16 protein-coding genes are annotated in these 20,090 nt (G+C 68.6%); 5 read left to right on the top strand and 11 right to left on the bottom strand.

All coding sequences use genetic code 11. The annotated features are described in order from the left end of the window. Positions 1 to 51 precede the first annotated feature (51 nt). From C1927_RS06930 to C1927_RS06910, 5 genes are all read right to left on the bottom strand, one after another. Positions 52 to 1,122 carry a sensor domain-containing diguanylate cyclase gene (locus C1927_RS06930; RefSeq protein WP_079221223.1) on the bottom strand — a complete coding sequence of 357 codons (1,071 nt, stop codon included), beginning with the start codon at positions 1,120 to 1,122 and terminating at the stop codon, positions 52 to 54. A gap of 88 nt (positions 1,123 to 1,210) precedes the next feature. Beyond that, the gene (locus tag C1927_RS06925) at positions 1,211 to 1,933 is read right to left on the bottom strand and encodes a pseudouridine synthase (protein WP_079221222.1); all 723 of its coding nucleotides are present in this window, start codon (positions 1,931 to 1,933) and stop codon (positions 1,211 to 1,213) included. Positions 1,934 to 1,967: 34 nt separating this feature from the next. Further along, positions 1,968 to 3,632, bottom strand: a complete 1,665-nt coding sequence (locus C1927_RS06920) for a diguanylate cyclase (RefSeq protein ID WP_108746274.1) — start codon at positions 3,630 to 3,632, stop codon at positions 1,968 to 1,970. 653 nt (positions 3,633 to 4,285) lie between these two features. Next, positions 4,286 to 6,703 (bottom strand): EAL domain-containing protein, encoded by a 2,418-nt coding sequence (locus tag C1927_RS06915; RefSeq protein ID WP_108746273.1) that lies wholly within the window; start codon positions 6,701 to 6,703, stop codon positions 4,286 to 4,288. 208 nt (positions 6,704 to 6,911) lie between these two features. Beyond that, positions 6,912 to 8,867, bottom strand: coding sequence for a DEAD/DEAH box helicase (locus C1927_RS06910; RefSeq protein WP_108746272.1), 1,956 nt, complete (start codon positions 8,865 to 8,867; stop codon positions 6,912 to 6,914). A 245-nt stretch (positions 8,868 to 9,112) separates the two neighbouring features. On the opposite strand from C1927_RS06910, the gene C1927_RS06905 reads away from it, so the two are divergent. Then, complete coding sequence (locus tag C1927_RS06905; RefSeq protein WP_108746271.1) at positions 9,113 to 9,334, top strand: RNA-binding S4 domain-containing protein; 222 nt, start codon at positions 9,113 to 9,115, stop codon at positions 9,332 to 9,334. Positions 9,335 to 9,353: 19 nt separating this feature from the next. On the opposite strand, the gene ubiM is transcribed toward C1927_RS06905, so the two are convergent. From ubiM to C1927_RS06885, 4 genes are all read right to left on the bottom strand, one after another. Next, positions 9,354 to 10,532: a 5-demethoxyubiquinol-8 5-hydroxylase UbiM gene (ubiM, locus tag C1927_RS06900; RefSeq protein ID WP_108746270.1), complete on the bottom strand. Its 1,179-nt coding sequence runs from the start codon at positions 10,530 to 10,532 to the stop codon at positions 9,354 to 9,356. Positions 10,533 to 10,618: 86 nt separating this feature from the next. Then, on the bottom strand, positions 10,619 to 11,008 hold the full coding sequence (locus C1927_RS06895; RefSeq protein ID WP_079221217.1) for an MAPEG family protein: 390 nt from the start codon (positions 11,006 to 11,008) through the stop codon (positions 10,619 to 10,621). 12 nt (positions 11,009 to 11,020) lie between these two features. Next, a complete protein-coding gene (locus C1927_RS06890; RefSeq protein ID WP_079221216.1) occupies positions 11,021 to 11,575 on the bottom strand; it encodes a DUF4019 domain-containing protein in 555 nt (184 codons plus the stop codon). A 58-nt stretch (positions 11,576 to 11,633) separates the two neighbouring features. Then, the gene (locus C1927_RS06885; protein ID WP_079221215.1) at positions 11,634 to 12,800 is read right to left on the bottom strand and encodes a hypothetical protein; all 1,167 of its coding nucleotides are present in this window, start codon (positions 12,798 to 12,800) and stop codon (positions 11,634 to 11,636) included. 436 nt (positions 12,801 to 13,236) lie between these two features. On the opposite strand from C1927_RS06885, the gene C1927_RS06880 reads away from it, so the two are divergent. The 3 genes from C1927_RS06880 (at position 13,237) to C1927_RS06865 (ending at position 16,785) form a co-directional block, all read left to right on the top strand. After that, a complete protein-coding gene (locus tag C1927_RS06880) occupies positions 13,237 to 14,715 on the top strand; it encodes a DNA-3-methyladenine glycosylase 2 (protein ID WP_108746269.1) in 1,479 nt (492 codons plus the stop codon). After that, a complete protein-coding gene (locus C1927_RS06875) occupies positions 14,712 to 15,203 on the top strand; it encodes a methylated-DNA--[protein]-cysteine S-methyltransferase (RefSeq protein WP_108746268.1) in 492 nt (163 codons plus the stop codon). Before C1927_RS06880 ends, C1927_RS06875 begins: the two co-directional genes overlap by 4 nt. 337 nt (positions 15,204 to 15,540) lie before the next feature. Next, positions 15,541 to 16,785, top strand: coding sequence for an ectonucleotide pyrophosphatase/phosphodiesterase (locus C1927_RS06865; RefSeq protein WP_108746267.1), 1,245 nt, complete (start codon positions 15,541 to 15,543; stop codon positions 16,783 to 16,785). A gap of 189 nt (positions 16,786 to 16,974) precedes the next feature. Here the strand turns inward: C1927_RS06865 and C1927_RS06860 are convergent, their stop codons facing one another. Both C1927_RS06860 and C1927_RS06855 read right to left on the bottom strand, forming a co-directional pair. After that, the gene (locus C1927_RS06860) at positions 16,975 to 17,154 is read right to left on the bottom strand and encodes a 30S ribosomal protein THX (RefSeq protein WP_079221211.1); all 180 of its coding nucleotides are present in this window, start codon (positions 17,152 to 17,154) and stop codon (positions 16,975 to 16,977) included. A gap of 110 nt (positions 17,155 to 17,264) precedes the next feature. Beyond that, a complete protein-coding gene (locus C1927_RS06855) occupies positions 17,265 to 17,678 on the bottom strand; it encodes a MerC domain-containing protein (protein ID WP_079221210.1) in 414 nt (137 codons plus the stop codon). Between the two features lie 135 nt (positions 17,679 to 17,813). Here C1927_RS06855 and C1927_RS06850 point away from each other — a divergent pair, with 135 nt between their 5' ends. Further along, complete coding sequence (locus C1927_RS06850; RefSeq protein ID WP_108746266.1) at positions 17,814 to 20,021, top strand: TonB-dependent receptor; 2,208 nt, start codon at positions 17,814 to 17,816, stop codon at positions 20,019 to 20,021. Positions 20,022 to 20,090 lie beyond the last annotated feature (69 nt).

Raw genomic sequence — 20,090 nt, 5'->3', positions numbered from 1 at the left:
AAGCATGGCTCGGCTCTACAGAAGGGCAGAAGCAGTCGAGCAAGCTCGACTCTACGGCGCCAGCTCCACCCGGTCGCGGCCGTTGGCCTTGGCGCGGTACAGCGCCGCGTCGGCGCGCGCGAGGGTCTGGTCGGTGGTTTCGCCGGCCTGGTGCTGGGCCACGCCGATGCTGACCGTCACCGGGAAGCCCAGCGGCAGGTCGGCCACCGCCATGCGCAGGAACTCGCATTGCAGCTCGGCGGTGCGCAGGTCCACGTCCGGCATCAGTGCCACGAATTCCTCGCCGCCATAGCGCGCGGCCAGGCCGCGCCCGGCGAAGTGCGAACGCAGCAGCACGCCCAGTTCGGCCAGTACCCGGTCGCCGGTGGCATGGCCCTGGAAATCGTTGATGTGCTTGAAGTGGTCGATGTCCACCAGGGCCACGCAGGTCTGCCGCGGCTGGCCATCGGCGCTGGCCACCGCGTCCTGCAGGGCAGCGGCCATCGCGCGCCGGTTCGGCAGCCCGGTCAGCGCATCGGTGCGGCTCTGTTCGGTCAGGTCGGCGTTCTGCGCCAGCAGCACGTCGTGGTACTCCGACAGCAGGCGCTCGTAGTCATCGCGCTGCACCATGTGGCTCTGGATATCCAGCGCGAAGCGGCGCAGTTCCATCACCAGCATGACCTGGCGTGACAGCGCGGCCAGCGCCTCGGCCTTGTCCGGGGCCAGGTGCTGCGGGGTGGGATCGAACACGCACAGCGTGCCCAGCGGCAGGCCGTCGCTGCTGATCAGCGGCGCACCGGCGTAGAAACGCACGTGCGGATCGCCGGTCACCACCGGGTTGTCGTGGAAGCGGATGTCCTGCTGCGCATCCTCCACCACCATGAGCTCGCGCGGCTGCAGGATGGCGTGGCCGCACATCGATTCGCTGCGCAGGTTCTCGGTGGCATCGATGCCCTGGATCGACTTGAACCACTGCCGTTCAACGTCGATCAGGGTGACGGCGGCCATCGACGTGCCGCATACCGCCTTGGCGATGACCACCAGGTCATCGAAGGACTTCTCGCGCTCCGAATCGAGGATGCGGTAGCGGTACAGCGCGTCCAGGCGCTGGGCCTCGTTGGCAGGCTTGTCGGGCTTGATCATGCAGCGTCATGTTCCGGCAGGTCACTGCCGAGTCTAGCCGATGATGCAGCCCGCCAGCCGAGCATGGGCCCGGCTCTACAGGTGTCGGTTACCAGTCCTGCTGCTTGGGCAGCAGCCCGCGCAGTTCCTGCTCGGTCAGGTTGCGCCACTGGCCCGGCTTCAGCGCACCGATCTTGATGTTGTCGATGCGCACGCGGCGCAGCTGGGTGACGCGGTAATCGAACGCGGCGGCCATCAGGCGGATCTGCCGGTTCAGGCCCTGCTCCAGGGTGATGCGGAAGCCGAACTTGGCGATGCGCGAGGTGCGGCACGGCAGGGTCATCTGGTCGTGGACGCGCACGCCGCGGGCCATGCCGCGCAGGAATTCATCGGTGACCGGCTTGTTGACCGCCACCAGGTACTCCTTCTGGTGGCCGTTCTCGGCACGCAGGATCTGGTTGACGATGTCGCCGTTGCTGGTCATCAGGATCAGGCCCTCGGAATCCTTGTCCAGGCGGCCGATCGGGAAGATGCGCTGCTCGTGGCCGACGAAGTCGACGATGTTGCCCTTGACCGAGCTTTCGGTGGTGCAGGTCACGCCCACCGGCTTGTTCAGCACGATGTAGACGTGGCGGCGGGCGCCGGGCTTGCGGGCCACGCGCACCTGCAGCGGCTGGCCGTCGACCAGGACGGTATCGCCCTCGCCGACGACGGCGCCGGTACCGCCGGGGTGGCCGTTGACGGTGACCCGGCGGGCGGCGATCAGGCGATCGGCCTCGCGGCGGGAGCAGAAGCCGGTTTCGGCGATGTATTTGTTGAGTCGGGTGGTCATGGCCCCATTATCGGCCATCCCCGCCCCGCCCGGGTCACGCCGGCAGCAATGGATCGACGGTTTCGCCGTCGAAGACCCGGTTGCGGCCGCTGCGCTTGGCCACGTACATGGCATGGTCGGCCCGCCGCAGCAGCGCGGCCAGGTCGTCCTCGCCCGGGCGCCACTGCGCCAGGCCGATGCTGGCGGTCACCTCCAGGCCCGGCACCTGCAGGTCCTGGCAGAGCTGGGTGATGCGCTGGCGCAGCTGCTCCAGGCGGGCGGCGGCCGCGTCGCGCGGCATGCCCGGCAGCAGCAGCAGGAACTCCTCCCCGCCCATGCGCACCACTTCGTCCTGGTTGCGCACGGCCGCGCGCAGGGCCTGGGCCACGGCCACCAGCACCTGGTCCCCGACCGCATGGCCGTGGCGGTCGTTGATGTCCTTGAACAGATCAATGTCGAGGAAGCCGATCACCAGCGGGCCGCCGTCGCGCTGCACCCGTTCCAGCTGCTGGGCGAGCTGCTGCAGGCCGGCGCGGCGGTTGGGCAGGCCGGTCAGCATGTCCGTCTCGGCCAGCTGGCGCATCTCGTCCCGCTGCTGGCGCAGCCGGCCCAGGCGCAGGTTGAGCGCGTAAGCGGCCATCATCAGCAGCCAGGTGACCGCCAGCTGCAGTGCCTCCACGCGGTACTCGAACAGCCATTGCGCGCGGGTCGCATCGGCCACCACCAGCACCAGCATCGGCGACAGCGACGCCAGCCCGGCCACGGCCCAGGCGTCCCCGCGCAGGCGCGCCCACACGCCCATGGCCAGCGACAGCAGGCAGCCACCGATGAAGCAGGCCTGCAGCACCCGCGCTACCGGCGCCAGGGTCTCCCGCTGCAGCCAGGGCACCATCACGGCCACGCCCATCAGCCCCCACAGCAGCAGCTGCTGGGCCAGGCGCGAGCGTGGCAGCACGCGGTCACCGCCGTTGAGCCGCCACAGCGCCGGCAACACCAGCGCCAGGGTGGCCGCGGTCAGCGACAGCAACCACCACGGGCCGCGCTGGCCGACCGGCAACCACGGTTCGGGGTAGCCACTGAGGCCGCCGAGGATGGACTGCCACAGCACCAGCACCACGGTGGCGGCGATGTAGAACAGGAAACTGCGATCACGCGTCGTCAGGTAAGCCATCAGCGCCGACAGTGCCAGGGCGATGGCCACCGCGATGCAGGCCGCGCGCACCAGCAGGCGCGCGGTGTCGTTCTGCTGCACGGGGCTGGGCGCGCCCAGCAGCAGCGTCGGCACCCAGCGTGCCTTCAATGGCCTCTGCCAGGACACCACGAACGGTTCATGGCTGCCGGCCGGCGGCACGGCGACCATGCCGATGCCGGCGCGGAAGCGCGAGTCGCGGGTCCGCGCGTCGTGCATGTTGCCGCAGATCTCGCGGTCGCCGTGCTTGAGGCGCACTTCGCCGGCAAACACGTTGAACACATCCAGCGCCTGCGGCTCGCCGGACCACCCTCCGGGCGGCGCTTCGACGGTGACCTGCTGGCGATCGCCGGACAGCATCTGCGGCGTGCAGGCACGATGGGGGGTGGGTTCATCGGTGGCGGCACCGACCAGCAGGTAATCGCGGCCGTTCTCGACCGTGCGCGCATGGCCGAGCCAGGGTGCGGCGAGCACCATCAGCAGGACGACCAGCACCGCCCCCGTTCCGTAACGCCACTGCCTGCCGACCACGCTACATCCTGTTTCTGCTCACGCCCGCGCCCGCTGCGCGTCGCCCCTGGCGGGCATTATCGCAGCGGAATGCGCCAGGAATGTGTAGGCCAATGGTGGTAGGTGGGGGGTGTTGGTTGGCAGGGCTTGCAGCCCTGCACCTGCCGAAGCAACAGCAAAAGCTTGCTATCCGTGGGTTGGCGGGGTGGGTCCGGTTGAGGGGGACGCCGTAAATACGTCCATGTCGGCTTGGTCGCGGCATCCATGCCGCTCACACCCCCTCAACCGGACCCACCCCGCCTTCGACAGTTTCCCGCGATCTGTCAGAACCTGCTGCTGTTGGTGGTGGGTGCCGACCGTTGGTCGGCACGGTAGATCCACGCCATGCGTGGATGAATTCATCCGATATTCAATGGAAAAATCGTGCCGACCAACGGTCGGCACCCACCAAAAGCAGCTGGCACCAACAGCAGCGGCCAACTGTCAGAGGCGGGGCGGTGTGGGTGGGCAGGACCGTTGGCGCCATGGATGGCGCCATCGAGCCCCCATGGACGGGTTTACGGCGTGTCCTGCCCACCCACACCTCCCCGCCATCCCACGGAACGCCAGCTTTTGACGTTGACGTTGCCCTGGCTTGAAGCAGGTGCAGGGCTGCAAGCCCTGCCGAACACCCCCTACCCCTGCGGGCCCGGGGTACCCACCAGACGCACCGGCCGCTGGTTGGCCAGCGTCAACCGCTCCAGCGGCTGCGGCCGCTCGATGGCGTAGCCCTGCAACCCATCCACGCCCATGTCGGCCAGCGTCTGCGCCACCTCCGCCGTCTCCACCCACTCGGCCACCACCTCCATCTGCAGCTCGCGACCCAGCTCGCTGATCGCGCGCACCGTCGCCCGGCTCACCGCGTCGGTGTCCATGTCACGCACGAACGCACCGTCGATCTTCAGGATGTCCGCCGGCAGCTGCCGCAGGTAGCCGAACGAGGACAGGCCCGAGCCGAAGTCATCCAGCGCCATGCGGCAGCCGCGTGCCTTCACCGCATCGATGAACGCACGCGCCTGGGTCAGGTTGCTGATCGCTGCCGTCTCGGTCACTTCGAAGCAGAGCTTGGCCGCCAGCGCGCGGTTGCGCTCCAGCAGGTCGCAGACGAAGGCCAGGAAGCTCGGCTCGGCGATCGACTGCGCCGACACGTTGACGTTGCACAGGCCCAGCTGGCGCACGTGCGCCGTGCACACCTGCAGGTGGCGGAACAGCAGGCCAAGCACGTGGCGATCCAGCGCCACGGCCATGCCATAGCGCTCCACCGCCGGCATGAACTGCCCCGGCATGTGCAACGCACCGTCGGCATCGCGCATGCGTACCAGCACCTCGTAATGCAGGTAGCCCGGATCGCCGACCTTGGCGATGCGCTGGGCATACAGCAGCATGCGGTTCTCGGCCATCGCCCGGCTTACCCGCTGCAGGCGCTCGGCTTCATGGCGGCGTTCGTCCAGCGCCAGGCGGTCCTCGTTGAAACAGTGGACGCGGTTGCGGCCGGCCTGCTTGGCGGCATAGCACGCGCTGTCGGCCGCGCTCATCAGCCAGTTCACGTCCGGTGCGTCGGCAGTCACTTCCACCACGCCGATGCTGCAGCTCAGCTGCGGGCTGCCTTCGCTGATCGGGAACGTTGCCTGGCCCAGGTTGCGGATCAGCCGCTGCAGCACGCGCTTGGCCTCGTCCTGGCTGGCGCGGCCGAGGAAGACCGCGAATTCGTCCGCACCCAGCCGCCCCACCCAGTCGCCATCGCGTACCGCGCCCACCAGGTATTCGGCGAACCCGCGCAGCATCTGGTCACCGGCGGCGTGGCCGAAGCTGTCGTTGACCAGCTTGAAGTGGTCCAGGTTGATGTAGCAGAGCGCATGCGTGCCGCCCTCGGAACGGACCTGCAGCAGCGCCCGTTCCAGCAGCCGCTCGATCTCACGGCGGTTGATCAGGCCAGTAAGCGGATCGTGGCTGGCATGGTGCTCGATCTCGCGGGCCAGCGCATGGTTCTGGCTGACATCCTCGATGATCGAAAACACCGACAGCCGGCCGCCGGCGCTGCGCACGCCGGTACCGCTCCAGCGGCCCCAGACCAGGCTGCCGTCGCGGCGGCGGAAGCGCAGTTCGCCCGGCCGCAGCTGACGGTCCCAGTTGATCCGCCCTTCATCGTCCAGCACCAGTTCGCCTTCCATCAGCAGGTCGCCCAGGGCCATCTGCTGCAGCACATCGCGCCGGTAGTCGAGGATGTCCGCCATGGCCTGGTTGGCCTCCATCACACGCCCGGCCGCATCGAGTTTCAGCATGCCCACGTTGGCCTGGTAGAAGGCAGCGCGGAATCGGCTCTCATGCTCGGTCAGGTCCTTGCCGACGCGCCGCGCCAGGGCCACCGCCATCAGGGTGATGGCCAGCACCGAGAAGCCGCCGACGATCAGCGTGGCAATGCGCACCGTATGCGCCATGCGCAGCAGGGCCTGGGAGAACGCTTCGGCCTGCGACTGCAGCTGCAGGTCCACGTCGTGCACGCGCTGCATGTAGCGGTCACGCACGCTGGGCTGCTGCAGCGCTTCCGGCGGCACCTTCTCCAGTTCTTCGATCAGCGCCTGCATGGCCAGCAGGTGCGCGTCGGTCTGCCGCCACAGGCGGGTGGCTTCGCGGAACTCGCCGAGGTCGCGTGCGTACCGGAAGGAAAAGATCAGCCGCGACACATCCGAACGCGCATTGCCGCCGCGCAGGAAACCCTCGCGCGCCTGCGCCTCGTCCGGTTGCGGCTGCTCCAGCGCCAACCGCGCATGCAGATCGCCCAGCGGCACCTGCAGGGCGCGCCGGGCGTCCTCCAGGTCGTGCGCCGACCCCCGCGCCAGATAGCGGCTGAGCGCAGCGGTGGCATCCTGCTGGCCGCGCGACCAGTGCCCCTGGCCCGCAATCCAGGCGGTGGACGCCGCCTGCAGTTCCTGGATCAAGGCGGACAGGCCGACCAGTCCGATCGCCATGCCCGTCAACAATGCGAACCGCAGCCCCAGCCCACGGGTCATCGGCACCCGGTGCTGATGCTGCTCCTTGCCACCTCTACCCATCCCGGATCCCCCCGAATGTGCCGTGACAGCCTCCTTGTCCAACTATGCCAGCCTATGGACGGCCATGTGTGGACCATGCGAAACCGGGCGCGACGGCCTGGGGGGCGGGCGGGTTTGAACCGATTCAATTCCCCCGCTTCCGTTTCGGGCAGCGGAAACGAGCAACGCCAGCCCGGAGGCTGGCGTTGTTCTGGCACATCACTGGGGATCAGTAGCTGCGCGGGCCGCGCGGCTTGAAGCCGTCACGACGCGGCGGGCGGCTGTCGCGGTCACCGCCGCGGTCGCCACCATGGCCACCCGGGCCACCCGGACCACCACGACGCGGGCCACCCGGACCACCCGGACCGCCCGGGCCACGCTTGTCGAAGCGCGGCTTGAACGGACGCGGGGCGGGGTTGGTGTCTTCACCCGGGGCCAGCGCACGCATCTGCAGCTGCTGGCCGGACACCCAGACCTTCTGCAGGTGCGACAGGACGTCCGACGGCATCTGCGCCGGCAGGTCCAGCAGCGAGAAGTCGTCGTGGATGTCGATGCGGCCGATGAAGCGGCTTTCCAGGCCGGCTTCGTTGGCGATGGCGCCGACGATGTTGGCCGGCTTCACGCCATGCTGGTGGCCCACCGAGATGCGGTAGGTCTCCATGCCCTGCTCCGGCGCACCGCGCGGCGGAACGTCACGGCGCGGGCGCTGCTCGAAGCCACCCTCGCCGTCTTCACGGCGCTGGCCACGTTCGAAGCGCGGGCCACGCTCGTTGCGGTCAAAGCGATCACCACGCTCCGGACGGTCGCCACGATCAAAACGCTCACGCGGCGCACGCTCTTCACGCGGGGCACGCACCGGCGGCTGCAGCAGGAACGGGGTGTCACCCTGCAGCATCTTGGCCAGGGCAGCAGCCACTTCGATGGCCGGCACGTTCTGCTCGCTCTCGAAGCGTTCCAGCAGCTGGCGGTAGAAGTCCAGGCCACCGGCACCGAGGGTTTCGCTGATGCGCGAGGTGAACTTGTTGATGCGGGTGTCGTTGACCGCTTCCACGCTCGGCAGCTGCATTTCTTCGATCGGCTGGCGGGTGGCGCGCTCGATCTGGCGCAGCATGCCCTTCTCGCGCGGGGTGGCGAACAGGATCGCCTCGCCGCTGCGGCCGGCACGGCCGGTACGGCCGATGCGGTGCACGTAGCTTTCGGTGTCGTACGGGATGTCGTAGTTCAGCACGTGGCTGATGCGCTCCACGTCCAGGCCACGGGCAGCCACGTCGGTGGCCACCAGGATGTCCAGCTTGCCTTCCTTCAGCATGGCAATGGTGCGCTCACGCTGGGCCTGCTGCATGTCACCGTTGATGGCGGCAGCGGCCAGGCCACGGGCCTGCAGCTTGCTGGCCAGTTCCTCGGTGCCGGCCTTGGTACGCGCGAAGATGATCATCGCGTCGAACGGCTCGACTTCCAGGATGCGGGTCAGCGCGTCCAGCTTGTGCATGCCGCTCACCCACCAGTAACGCTGGCGGATGTTGGCCGAGGTGGTGGTCTTGGCCTGGATGGTGACTTCGACCGGATCCTGCAGGTAGGTCTGCGCGATGCGGCGGATCTGCGGCGGCATGGTGGCCGAGAACAGGGCCACCTGGCGCTGCTCCGGCAGCTTCTTCAGCACGGCTTCGACGTCGTCGATGAAGCCCATGCGCAGCATTTCGTCGGCTTCGTCCAGCACCAGGGTCTTCAGCTCGGACAGGTCCAGGGTGCTGCGGTCCAGGTGGTCGATCACGCGGCCGGGGGTACCGACCACGATGTGCACGCCGCGGCGCAGGGCCGACAGCTGCTGGCCGTACGGCTGGCCGCCGTACACCGGCAGCACGCGGAAGCCCGGGATCTTCGACGAATAGGACTGGAACGCCTCGGCGACCTGGATGGCCAGTTCGCGGGTCGGCGCCAGGATCAGGGCCTGGGGCTTGATCTGCTGCAGGTCGATGTTGGACAGTACCGGCAGTGCGAACGCTGCGGTCTTGCCGGTACCGGTCTGGGCCTGGCCCAGCACGTCGCGGCCTTCCAGCATCGCCGGGATGGTGGCAGCCTGGATCGGCGACGGGGTTTCGTAGCCGATGGCGGTGACCGCCTGCATCACGGGCTCGGACAGGCCGAGCTGCGCGAACTGCAGCTGCGCTTGGGAATCTTGGGACATGGGGAACTCCAAAGGCACGGCCATCTGCATGGCAGTGCGATAAAAAAGGGATGGTCCGCGCTTTGGGCGCCCTTCTTATCGCGTGCCCTGGCGCTGCTCGGTCGGAGGAGATTTCACTCACTCAGAGCGGAATGATACCGCACTCTTCCTGAACCATGCGTACAGGAAACCATTCGCATCCCCTTCCGGGCCGCGCTGGCGCACAATACGCGCCCTTCCCGACCCCTCTCCAGGACATCCACACCATGCAGATCCTCGAATTCGACCTCGACGGCGACTACGTCGAGCTCAAGCAGCTGCTCAAGCTGGCCGACCTGGTCACCAGCGGCGGCGAGGCCAAGATGGTCATCAGCGAGGGCCGGGTCCTGGTCGACGGCGAAGTCGAGCTGCGCAAGGCCTGCAAGATCCGCGCAGGCCAGGTGGTTGAATTCGCCGACAGCCAGATCCGCGTGCTGGCCGCCAGCTGAGCCTGGGGGCCAGGCCCGTTCAGGCCACCCGCTGGGTGAGGTGCGAGGCGATCAGCTGCCGGAACGGCGCCACGCCCTGCGCCACCCGCAGCCCGGCCGCCCGCAGCAGGCGTGCCGGCCGGCGGTCGTCGGTGTACAGGCTGGCAATGGCGTTGGTGGCCTCGTACAGCGGCCGCGACGCCAGACGGTGGCCGCGCTGGTACGTGGCCAGCATGCCGGCCGCGGCGATGTCCGCGCCCCGCCGTTGCTGCGCCAGGATGCCCTGCGCCAACCGCTGTGCGCTGGCCAGGCCCAGGTTGAACCCATGCGCGGTGACCGGGTGCATGCCCACTGCGGCATCACCGATCAGCGCACAACGCTCGCCGACAAAGCGGTGTGCGTACACCCCCACCAGCGGATAGGCCTGCGGCGTGGCCACCGGCTGCATCTGCCCCAGACGGTGCTCGAAGCACGCGGTGATGGCCTCGCCGAAGCCCACCTCGTCCATCGCCAGCAGTTCCTCGATCTGCCGCGGCGGCAACGTGATGACCGCCGACGCCCGGCCTTCGTTGAGCGGCAGCAGCGCCATCGTGCGGCCATAGCCGAACCACTCCCACGCAGTGTGGTGGTGATCGCGCTCGACCTGCATGCGGCAGACCAGCATCGACTTGCCGAAGTCGCGCATCTGCGCACCGATGCCGAGCATGCGGCGGGTAGTGGAAAAACGGCTGTCGGCGGCGACCAGCAGGCGGGCATGCAGCTCGCTGCCGTCATCCAGCTTGACCACGTGGCCCTGCGCGTCGGCCTGCACGGCCAGCACCTTGCGCCCATCGAACAGTTCCAGACCGTCCTGGCCCTGCACTGCCTCCCAGGCCGCACGGCGGATCAGGTGGTTGGGCACCAGCCAGCCCAGCGGCTGGCCATCAACCTGGCCACTGGCGAAGGTCAGCGCGAACGGCGAACCGCCGTTCATCACCCGCGCATCGCGCAGCTCGGCAATCTCGGCGTCGGGCAGGCGCTGCCACAGGCCCAGCTGTTCCAGGCTTTGCCGGGAGGCATGGGTCAGGGCGATCTCGCGGCCGTCGAAGGCGGCCTGCGCCAGCGCCTGCCGCGGCTGCACCTCGACCAGCCCGACCTGCAGGCCACTGCCGGCCAGCGCACGCGCGAAGCACAGGCCCGCCGGGCCGGCACCGACCACCACCACGTCCATCCTGCGCATCCGCGCCTCCTGCCGTTGATCCAGTCGCGCCCAGCATAGCGCCAGGCGCATGACTGGCCTTGATCTGGATCAGGCCCGCGCGCGTATCACAGCAGTGCGAACACCAGCTTGAGCACCGCCACGATCGAGACCACCCAGACCAGGCTGCGCACGTAAGGCACGCCGGCGGCATACAGCGGCAGGTAGACCACGCGCGCCCAGAAATAGACCTGCGCCGCCAGCACCGTGGTATCCGTGCTGCGCCCGGCCACCACCACCGCGATCGCGGCGGCGGCGAAGAACGGGAACGTCTCGAAGAAATTGGCCTGCGCCCGTTTCAGCCTTCCCGCCAGCGGGCTCAGTGGCACGTCGGGCGCATCGCGCGCCGACGCGTTCCACTTCATCCCGCGCTCGCGCGTGACCACGGCCGATGCCGCGAAGATGTGCACAAAGCCCAGCAGCATCGCCCACGCCAGCAGTGTCAGCTCGGTGGCCATCGAGGTTCTCCGTCAGGGCGCGGACGCGCGCAGGCTGTAACCGGCCAGGCGCCAGGTCTGGTCTTCGTCGAAGCGGAACGACACCAGTTCGCGCACCGGCTGCGTGCTGTTGGCGAAACGGGTCGGGAAGCTGACATTGATGTACAGCCCCTCCGGCACCGCAGCCCCGGCGGCGTACTTGACCCGGGTGATGGTGGGTTGGCCGCGTCCGTTCATCGTGCCCAGGCGCGTGCGGTCGGCCGCAAGCTGGCTGACGAACGCCGCCTTGGGCACCGCGCGGCGGGCCACGGCGGAAGCGCCATCCCACAACTCGCCGGCACGGTTGCTGTCGACCAGTTGCGCAGCCATCAGTGCCGCAGCGCTCATGTCGGCATCCTGCTTCTGCACCTGTGCCTGCTGCGCAGCGGTGAGGACCGGCGCAGCCGTGGCCGGCTTGGCGGCTGCCGCTGCAGCAGGTGCCGGGCGCGCCGGAGCCGGAGCGGGCGTGGCCGGCGCGGGGGCCTGCGCCAGCGCGGTCATCGGCAGCAGGGACAACAGCAGGAACTTCGGCAAACGCACGCGCTTCATGGACACCGCCGGTTCTAGGGTAAGAACCGCAGTCTACTTCAGCCCGGTGAGAACGCTGTCAGCGCGCGGGTGTGCTGGCTTCCACCGTCGCGGCATCGCCCTGCGCGGCCGGTGCGGCACCCTCGCCCGCCGGCTGCTCGGCCACCGGCGGCTTCTCCGGCGGCGCCGGCGGCATGGTCGCCACGTCGATTTCCGAGAGCGGGCTTTCTTCCGGGCACACCTCATCGGGGAAACCGAAGCGCTGCTTCAGCGCCTGGCCGCAGCTGTTGATCGATTCCATGTCCGCGCCTTCGCGCTTGCACTGCTGGTCGAAGGCCACCAGGAAGGCATCCTTGCGCTGCACGAAATCATCGCCGCAGGCGCGCATCTGCTTGATCCGCTCCAGGTCGTCCTGCACCGCATTGGTGCCGTCCAGCCCGTACTGGCGCAGCTCGTCGGGGGTGAGCAGGCGCAGGCTGCGGTTGGGCACGGTCATCATCAGGTCGGCCACGCCCACCGCAACGCCGTTGCGCTGCAGGTAATCCTTCACGTTGTCGTAGACCTCGTGCAGCTCGCGGTTGAGCTCCGCGCGCGAGGTGGCCTTGGAGCTGATGCGCATCATCCGGTGGATGCCGACCTTGCCCGACAGCAACCGGTTGTCGCCCGCCGCCAGCACGAACACACAGGCGCTGTGGCAGATGGAGCCCTCGCGCACCCAGATGGTCCAGCCCGATTCACCGATGCTGTCGCCGGCCACGATGGCCGACTCGACTTGGCCACCACTGGAATCCAGATCGAGGATGCGCTTGTGGATCTTCAGCGCGTCGGCCACCACGGCCAGCCGCCACATCATTTCGGCGAAACCGGGGTTGATCTTGCCCTGGTAGCGCACGCGCAGCAGCCCGCGCTCGACGCAGGGCTGCAGCGCCTGCTGGACCTGCTCGCGCTGCAGGCCTTCCAGTTCGATACCATCGCCGCCGTCAGCGGCATAGTCGGTGCCACAGCTGACCCAGGCCTTGCCGTTCTCCAGCTGCGCCTGCGGCCACGGCCGATCGGCACGGCTGCGTGGCGGCGCCACCGGCGGCGGCGGTGCATCGGCCGCATTGATGGAGACCATGTTCTCGCCATCACTGGCCGGCGCCCGCGTCGCCTTGTCGGCGGCGGTCACGTTGCCAGGGTTCTCCAGCTGGCTGCAGCCCGCCAGGGCCAGGCACAACAGGGGCAACCAGCGGAATCTGACGGACATCGGGCAACCGGTTTTCATGGAAACGAGGCCCCCAGTCTACCCGTCCCCGGCGCGTATTCAGCGCGCGCCACTGAACCCCCTCTGACCCCGGGGAAAGCGTGTCGACCAACGGTCGACACCTACCAACAGCAGAGCAGAAGCGTGCCGACCAACGGTCGGCACCCACCAACAGCAGCGACCAACTGTCAGAGGCGGGGCGGTGTGGGCTGGCAGGACCGTTGGCGCCATGGATGGCGCCATCGAGCCCCCATGGACGGGTTTACGGCGTGTCCTGGCAGCCCACACCGCCCCGCCATCCCACGGATAAGCAGCTGTTGACTTGGACGTTGACGTTGAACTCGCGGGTGCAGGGCTGCAAGCCCTGCCAATAACCCCCTCCAACATCCATGTCCGAATCCGGCGAGTATCTGCCCCCGCCCCGCCCTAGACTGGCGCCATGGACACCGCCCCCACCCTCGACCCCGCCGCCTGCGACCGTGCCCGCCTGGCCCGTGACGCGCGCTTCGACGGTGTGTTCTTCACCGCCGTGCGCAGCACCGGCATCTATTGCCGCCCGGTCTGCCCCGCACCGCCGCCGAAGCCGCGCAACATCACCTACTACCCCACGGCCGCTGCGGCCGCCGCCGCGGGCTACCGGCCATGCCTGCGCTGCCGCCCGGAGCTGGCACCGCAGGCGCAGCAGGCGCTGGCCGGGCAGACCGTGCAGCGCGCGCTGGCACTCATCCACGCCGGCTACCTGCAGGAACAGGCCGTGGCCGAACTGGCCGCGAAGCTCGGCCTGAGCGCGCGCCAGCTGCAACGCCTGTTCGTGGACCACCTGGGCGCCACGCCGGGGCAGATCCATGCCACCCATCGCCTGCTGCTGGCCAAGCAGCTGCTGACCGAAACCACCCTGCCGGTGACCGACGTTGCACTGGCCGCCGGCTACAACAGCCTGCGCCGCTTCAACACCGCTTTCCTGCAGGGCTGCGGCATGGCGCCAACCGCGCTGCGCCGCCAGCATGCCCCGTCGGCAGCCGATGACGGCAGCCTGGTGCTGCGCCTGGGCTACCGCCCGCCGCTGGATTTCCCGTGCATGCTCGCCTTCCTGCGCAAGCGCAGCCTGCCGGGCATCGAACTGATCGGCGAAGACAGCTACCAGCGGGTGCTGGGCACGCCCGAGCGCCCCACCCTGCTGCGGGTCACTGCGGACCCGAAGCGCCCCGAACTGCGCCTGCAGCTGGGCGCGGTCGATCCACGGCTGATTCCGGACATCGTGCGCCGCGTGCGCCGCGTGTTCGATCTGGATGCGGACCTGCAGCAGGTACACGCCGCACTGGCCGAAGAGCCGCTGCTGGCTCGCGGCATCGCCGAACGGCCAGGCCTGCGCGTGCCGGGCGGCTGGGATGGTTTTGAAGTGGCCGTGCGCGCAGTGCTGGGCCAGCAGGTGACCGTCGCCGCTGCCACCACGTTCGCGCGCCGCCTGGTGGATGCGTGGGGTGCGCACCTGCCGGGCATGCCGGCCGAGTTCGACCGCCAGTTCCCGGCACCGGAGGTACTGGCCGACGCGCCGCTGGAATCCATCGGCCTGCCGCGTACCCGCGCAGCCACCGTGCGTGCCCTGGCCGCGGCGTGCGCCAGCGGCGAACTGGACTTCGGCCCGGGCCAGGCCCTGGACGATTTCGTCGCCCGCTGCGTGGCCCTGCCCGGCATCGGCCCGTGGACGGCGCAGTACATCGCGCTGCGCGGGCTGGGCCAGCCCGATGCATTCCCCGCCGGCGATCTGGTGCTGCAGCAGGTACTGGGCCACGCCCAGGGCCAGCGCCTGAGCGAACGTGCCACCGAGACGCGCTCGCAGCCATGGCGCCCCTGGCGGGCCTATGCAGTGCTGCACCTGTGGCATCTGTCCGGCACCTTTGTTGGAGAACCGACATGACCTTGTTATTCGATCGTTTCGACAGCCCTATCGGCGAGCTGACCATCGCCGGTGACGAGCATGGCCTGGCCCATGTGCTGTTCCCTGAAAACCGCCACCCGGCACGTGGCCGTGGCGACTGGCGGTACGCACCGGGCGCGTTGCCGGAGGCACGCGCGCAGCTGCTGCAGTTCCTGCACGGCGAGCGCAGCACGTTCGATCTGCAGCTGGCGCCGCACGGCACGCCGTTCCAGCTGCGGGTGTGGCATGCGCTGGCGCTGATCCCGTTCGGGCAGACCTGGAGCTACCTGCAGCTGGCGCAGCATCTGGGCCAGCCGACGGCGACGCGTGCGGTGGGCGCGGCGAATGGGCGCAATCCGTTGCCGATCATCCTGCCGTGCCATCGCGTGATTGGCAGCAACGGCGCGCTGACCGGGTTTGGCGGCGGGCTGGAAACCAAGGCTGCACTGTTGCGGCTGGAGCAGCGGCAGGCACCGCTGTTTGCCTGAGGGTTGGGTTTTCCGGCAGGGCTGCGCCCTGCACCCGCCGAGGCGAAAGCACAAGCAACTGCAACAGCAACAGCGGGCTATCCGTGGGTTGGCGGGGCGGTGTCGGATTGCGGGGACGCCGCAAGTACGTCCTTGTAGGCTTGGCCGCGGCATCCATGCCGCGGACACCCCGCAATCCGACACCGCCCCGCCTTCGACAGGTTCACGCGGCTGTTGGTGGGTGCCGACCGTTGGTCGGCACATCTGTCGCGGCCGTTGGTAGGTGTCGACCTTGGTCGACACGCGCTTTCGCGCGCCGTGTCTTGGGCACGTCATTGCTGCGGCTTATGATTGCCGGATGACTTCCGTACGCCTGACCTGCTCGCTGGCATTGCTGCTGCCCCTGGCGGCCTGCACGACCACGCCTCCTTCGTCCGCGCCGGTCGCGCGCGCCGACGCGCCGCCGCCGAAACTGCTGCTGGTTTCCATCGATGGCCTGCGCGCCGATGCGCTGGACCGGGGGATCACCCCGAACCTGCAGCGCATCATCGATACCGGCGTGCGTGCGCGCTGGATGACCCCGTCCTATCCGTCGCTCACCTTCCCCAACCACTACACCATCGTCACCGGCCTGCGCCCGGACCACCACGGCATCGTCAACAACAGCATGGACGATGCACAGCTCGGCCGCTTCAGCCTGGGCGACCGCGATGCGGTGACCAACAGCGCCTGGTGGGGCGGCGAACCGATCTGGGTCGGCGCCGAGAAAGTGGGCGTGCGTACCGCGACCACGTCGTGGCCGGGCAGCGAGGCCGAGATCGATGGCACCCGCCCCAGCCAGTGGCAGGTCTACAACAGCAAGGAACCGCTGCAGCAGCGCGCGCGCACCGTGCTGGAATGGCTGGCGCAGACCGATGCCGATGCGCCGCAGCTGACCACGCTGTACATGGAAAACGTCGACAAGGCCGGCCACAACCATGGCCCCGATTCGACCGAATACCGCGATGCGATCATGCAGGCCGACCAGATCATCGGCCAGGTGCTCGATGGCCTGGATGCCGGCGGGATGGCAGCCAGCACCAACGTCATCGTGGTCTCCGACCACGGCATGGCCAGCGTCGCCGAAGGCCATGTGGTGTCCACCGAATCGATGGTCGATCCCTCCATCGCGCGCAACGTCAGCCAGGGCCAGTCGGTCGGTTTCGCGCCGGTGGCCGGCCGCGAGGCACAGGCCGAGCGCGCCCTGCTGGGCCGCCACGCGCACTACGAATGCTGGAAGAAGGAATCGCTGCCGGCGCGCTGGCAGTACGGTTCGCACCCGCGCGTGCCGCCCATCGTCTGCCAGATGGATGAAGGCTGGGACGCACTGCACGCCGAGCGGATCGCCAAGCGCGACCACCAGGATCGTGGTTCGCACGGCTATGACAATGCCCTGCCGTCGATGCGCGCGGTGTTCGTGGCGCGCGGCCCCTCGTTCCAGCAGGGGCTGGTGATCGATGGCTTCGACAACGTCGATGTCTACCCGCTGCTGGCCCATCTGCTGCAGGTGCCGGCCGCGCCCAACGATGGCAACGCCGAAACGTTGCAGAAGGCGCTGCGCTGAACCACAACGGCCGCCGGGCATGGCCCGGCGCTACTGCGGTGGGTGGCCGCCCGGGCATGGCCCGGCGCTACCGGCAGGCCCGAAGGTAGCGCCGGGCCCTGCCCGGCGAGCGCAGCGGCACCAAGGCCGGGCACAAAAAAAACGCGGCGCCAGGCGCCGCGTTTTTCTTTGGACCTCTACCCGGCCGGATCAGGCCTTGGCAGCAGCCTTCTTCGCCACGGCCTTCTTGGCCGGAGCCTTGGCCACGGTCTTCTTGGCAACCGGGGCACCGGCGCCTACAGCGACCTTGCTCGCGGTGTGCGAACGGGCGTTGCCGTAGCTGGCGTTGTAGCGCTTGCCCTTGGCGGTCTTGCGGTCACCCTTACCCATGTCTTCAACTCCTAAAGTGTGAAATCTGGTTACCCCGTGCTGACACGGGTTCGGCGGGGCCGTCTTGCTGGACGCCCCCGCGCACGATCGGAAAGCCTAACACGACGCGCCTAGTGCGCGCAGCTGGCGTCATGGACGTGGACGTGGTTCAGGCGCAGGTTGACCAGGTGGGCCACGCCCACCAGCAGGCCGCCGAGGGTCATCACCACCGCGTGCGGCACCGCATTGTGATGCAGCGCGTCGACCAGCACGCCCGCCCACAGGGCGACCAGGCCCGGCAGCAGGAAGCCCAGCGCGCGCAGCGCACCATGGCGGCGGTAGCCCATGACCAGGCTGAACAGCCCGAGCAGGGTGACGAACACCACCAGGGTCATTTCCACCCCGTCGCTCAGCCAGAACGAAAGGCCCAGCGAGGGAGCGATCGCCAGCAGCACCGGGATCACCGCGCAGTGCACGGCGCACAGCATCGAACCAGTGGCGCCGAAGCGGTCGAGCAGGCGGCGGAAGGAGGAGGACAGGGACATGACTTCCAGCAGGGTCGGCGAATCGTTGTGGAATAATATAACATTCGTTCCCGACCCGCACGGTTTCCCTCCCCCTGTCCCACGACGGGATACGTGCGCCACCCGATTGATACAATGTAACAAAGGAAGCACCGGATGCCCTCTCACGCCCCTCGTTTCAAGCCACATTCGCTGGCCATCGCCCTCGCCGCCCTGCTGCCGTCGGCCGCTTTTGCCGCCGCCGACCAGGACACCCATCGTGACCGCCACCTGACCGAGCTGTCGTCAGTGCAGGTCACCGCCTCCCCGCTGCAGGGCGATGCCGAGTCGCTGGCGCGCCCGGTGGACGTGCTGGCCGGCGAGCGCCTGGACGAGCAGAAGGCCGGCACCCTGGGTGACACCGTGGCCAAGCTGCCCGGCGTGCAGAGCACCTTCTTCGGCCCCGGCGTCGGCCGCCCGATCATCCGCGGCCAGGAAGGCCCGCGCGTGGCCGTGCTGTCCAACGGCATGGGCAACATGGATGCCTCCACCGTCAGCGCCGACCACGCCACCAGTATCGAACCGTTCCTGGCTGATCAGATCGAAGTGCTGAAGGGCCCGGCCACCCTGCTGTTCGGCAGCGGCGCCATCGGCGGCGCGGTGAACGTGGTCGACGGCCGCATCGCCCGCGAACTGCCGGACCGCCCGCTGAGCGGCCGCGCCGAACTGCGTGGCAACTCGGTCAACGACGAGCGCAGCGGCATGTTCCGCCTCGACGGTGTCAGCGGCAATGTCGTGCTGCACGTCGATGGCCTGGTGCGCAACGGCGATGACTACCGCATCCCCGGCTACGCGGTGATCGACAGCCTGGAAGACCACCACGAAGACCATGACCACGACCACGCGGGCGAGGAAGGCGAAGAGCCGCGCCGCGGCCGCCTGGACAACAGCTCCATCCGCACCCGTGCCGGTGGCGTCGGTGCCACCTGGCTGGGCGAAGGCGGTTACTTCGGCGTGTCGGCCAGCACGTACCGCACCAACTACGGCATCCCCAACGGCGCCCACGTGCATGCCGATGGCGATGACCACGACCATGACCATGACCACGACCATGGCGACGAGGAGGAGGAAGGCGACGAGCACGACGTCCGCATCGACATGGTGCAGAACCGCTTCGAGACCAAGGCCGGCATCTACAACCCGGTGTCGTTCCTGAAGAACGTCAACGCGCGCGTGGCCTACACCGATTACGAGCACGTGGAACTGGAGGCCGGCACACCGTCCACCCGCTTCACCAACCGTGGCATCGAGACGCGCGTGGAAGCCGTGCAGCAGCAGATCGGCGGCTGGGACGGCGCCTTCGGCCTGCAGTTCGGCAACAGCGATTTCGGCGCCAAGGGTGAAGAAGCCTTCGTGCCGGACACCAACACGAAGAACGTCGGCCTGTTCGTGCTGCAGGAAAAGCAGTTCGGCCCGTTCAAGCTGGAACTGGGTGGCCGCCACGACCAGGTCAAGCTGGACCCGACCGGTGACTACCGCCGCCGCAAGTTCGACGCCACCAACCTGTCCGCCGCCGGCATCTGGAAGCTCAACGATGCGGTCGACCTGCGTATCGGCGTGGACAGCTCCGAGCGTGCGCCGACCAACGAAGAGCTGTATGCCGCCGGTGCGCATATCGCGACCCGCTCGCTGGAAATCGGCGACGCAGACCTGAAGACCGAGCGCGGCCAGCGTGTCGAGCTGGGCATCCACACCCACAGCGATCGCCTGGACTTCTCTGCGGCGATCTACCAGACGAAGTTCAAGGACTTCATCTACCTGGCCGACACCGGCATCACCGAAGGCCTGCCGGTGCGCACCTGGACGCAGCAGGATGCGGTGTTCAAGGGTGCCGAGGCCGAGGCGCTGGTGCACCTGTTTGAAGGCAACGCCGGCGACTGGGACCTGCGCGTGTTCGGTGACTACGTGCAGGCCAAGCTGGACGGCAACGGCAGCCGTACGCTGGACATCGCGGTGCCGCATGGCGACCACAACCACAACTACAGCGTGGACCTGGCCAACACCGGCTACCTGCCGCGCATCGCCCCGGCCCGTGTCGGCGCGGACCTGCGCTGGGCGAAGGACGGCTGGCGCGCGTCGGTCGGCGCGGTGCGTTACAGCCGGCAGAAGGACGTGGCCCAGAACGAGGAGCCGAGCAACGGCTACACCCTGGTCGATGCGCACTTCGCCTACCGCTGGGACCGCAGCGACAGCAACAGCTACGAGGTGTTCCTGGATGGCAGCAACCTGACCAACCGCGAAGTGCGTCCGCATACCTCGCTGCTGCGTGACTACTCGCCGCTGCCGGGCCGTGGTGTCGCCTTCGGCATCCGCGCGTACTTCTGATCGGTCATCCACGCATGGCTTGGATCTACTGACCCCAGCAAGCATTTCCTGGCGACGTCCATCGCCGTT

Source organism: Stenotrophomonas sp. ZAC14D1_NAIMI4_1 (assembly GCF_003086775.1).
Taxonomy (GTDB): Bacteria; Pseudomonadota; Gammaproteobacteria; order Xanthomonadales; family Xanthomonadaceae; genus Stenotrophomonas.
The sequence above is the reverse complement of the archived record's forward strand: the minus strand, read 5'-3'. Positions and strand labels throughout refer to the sequence as shown.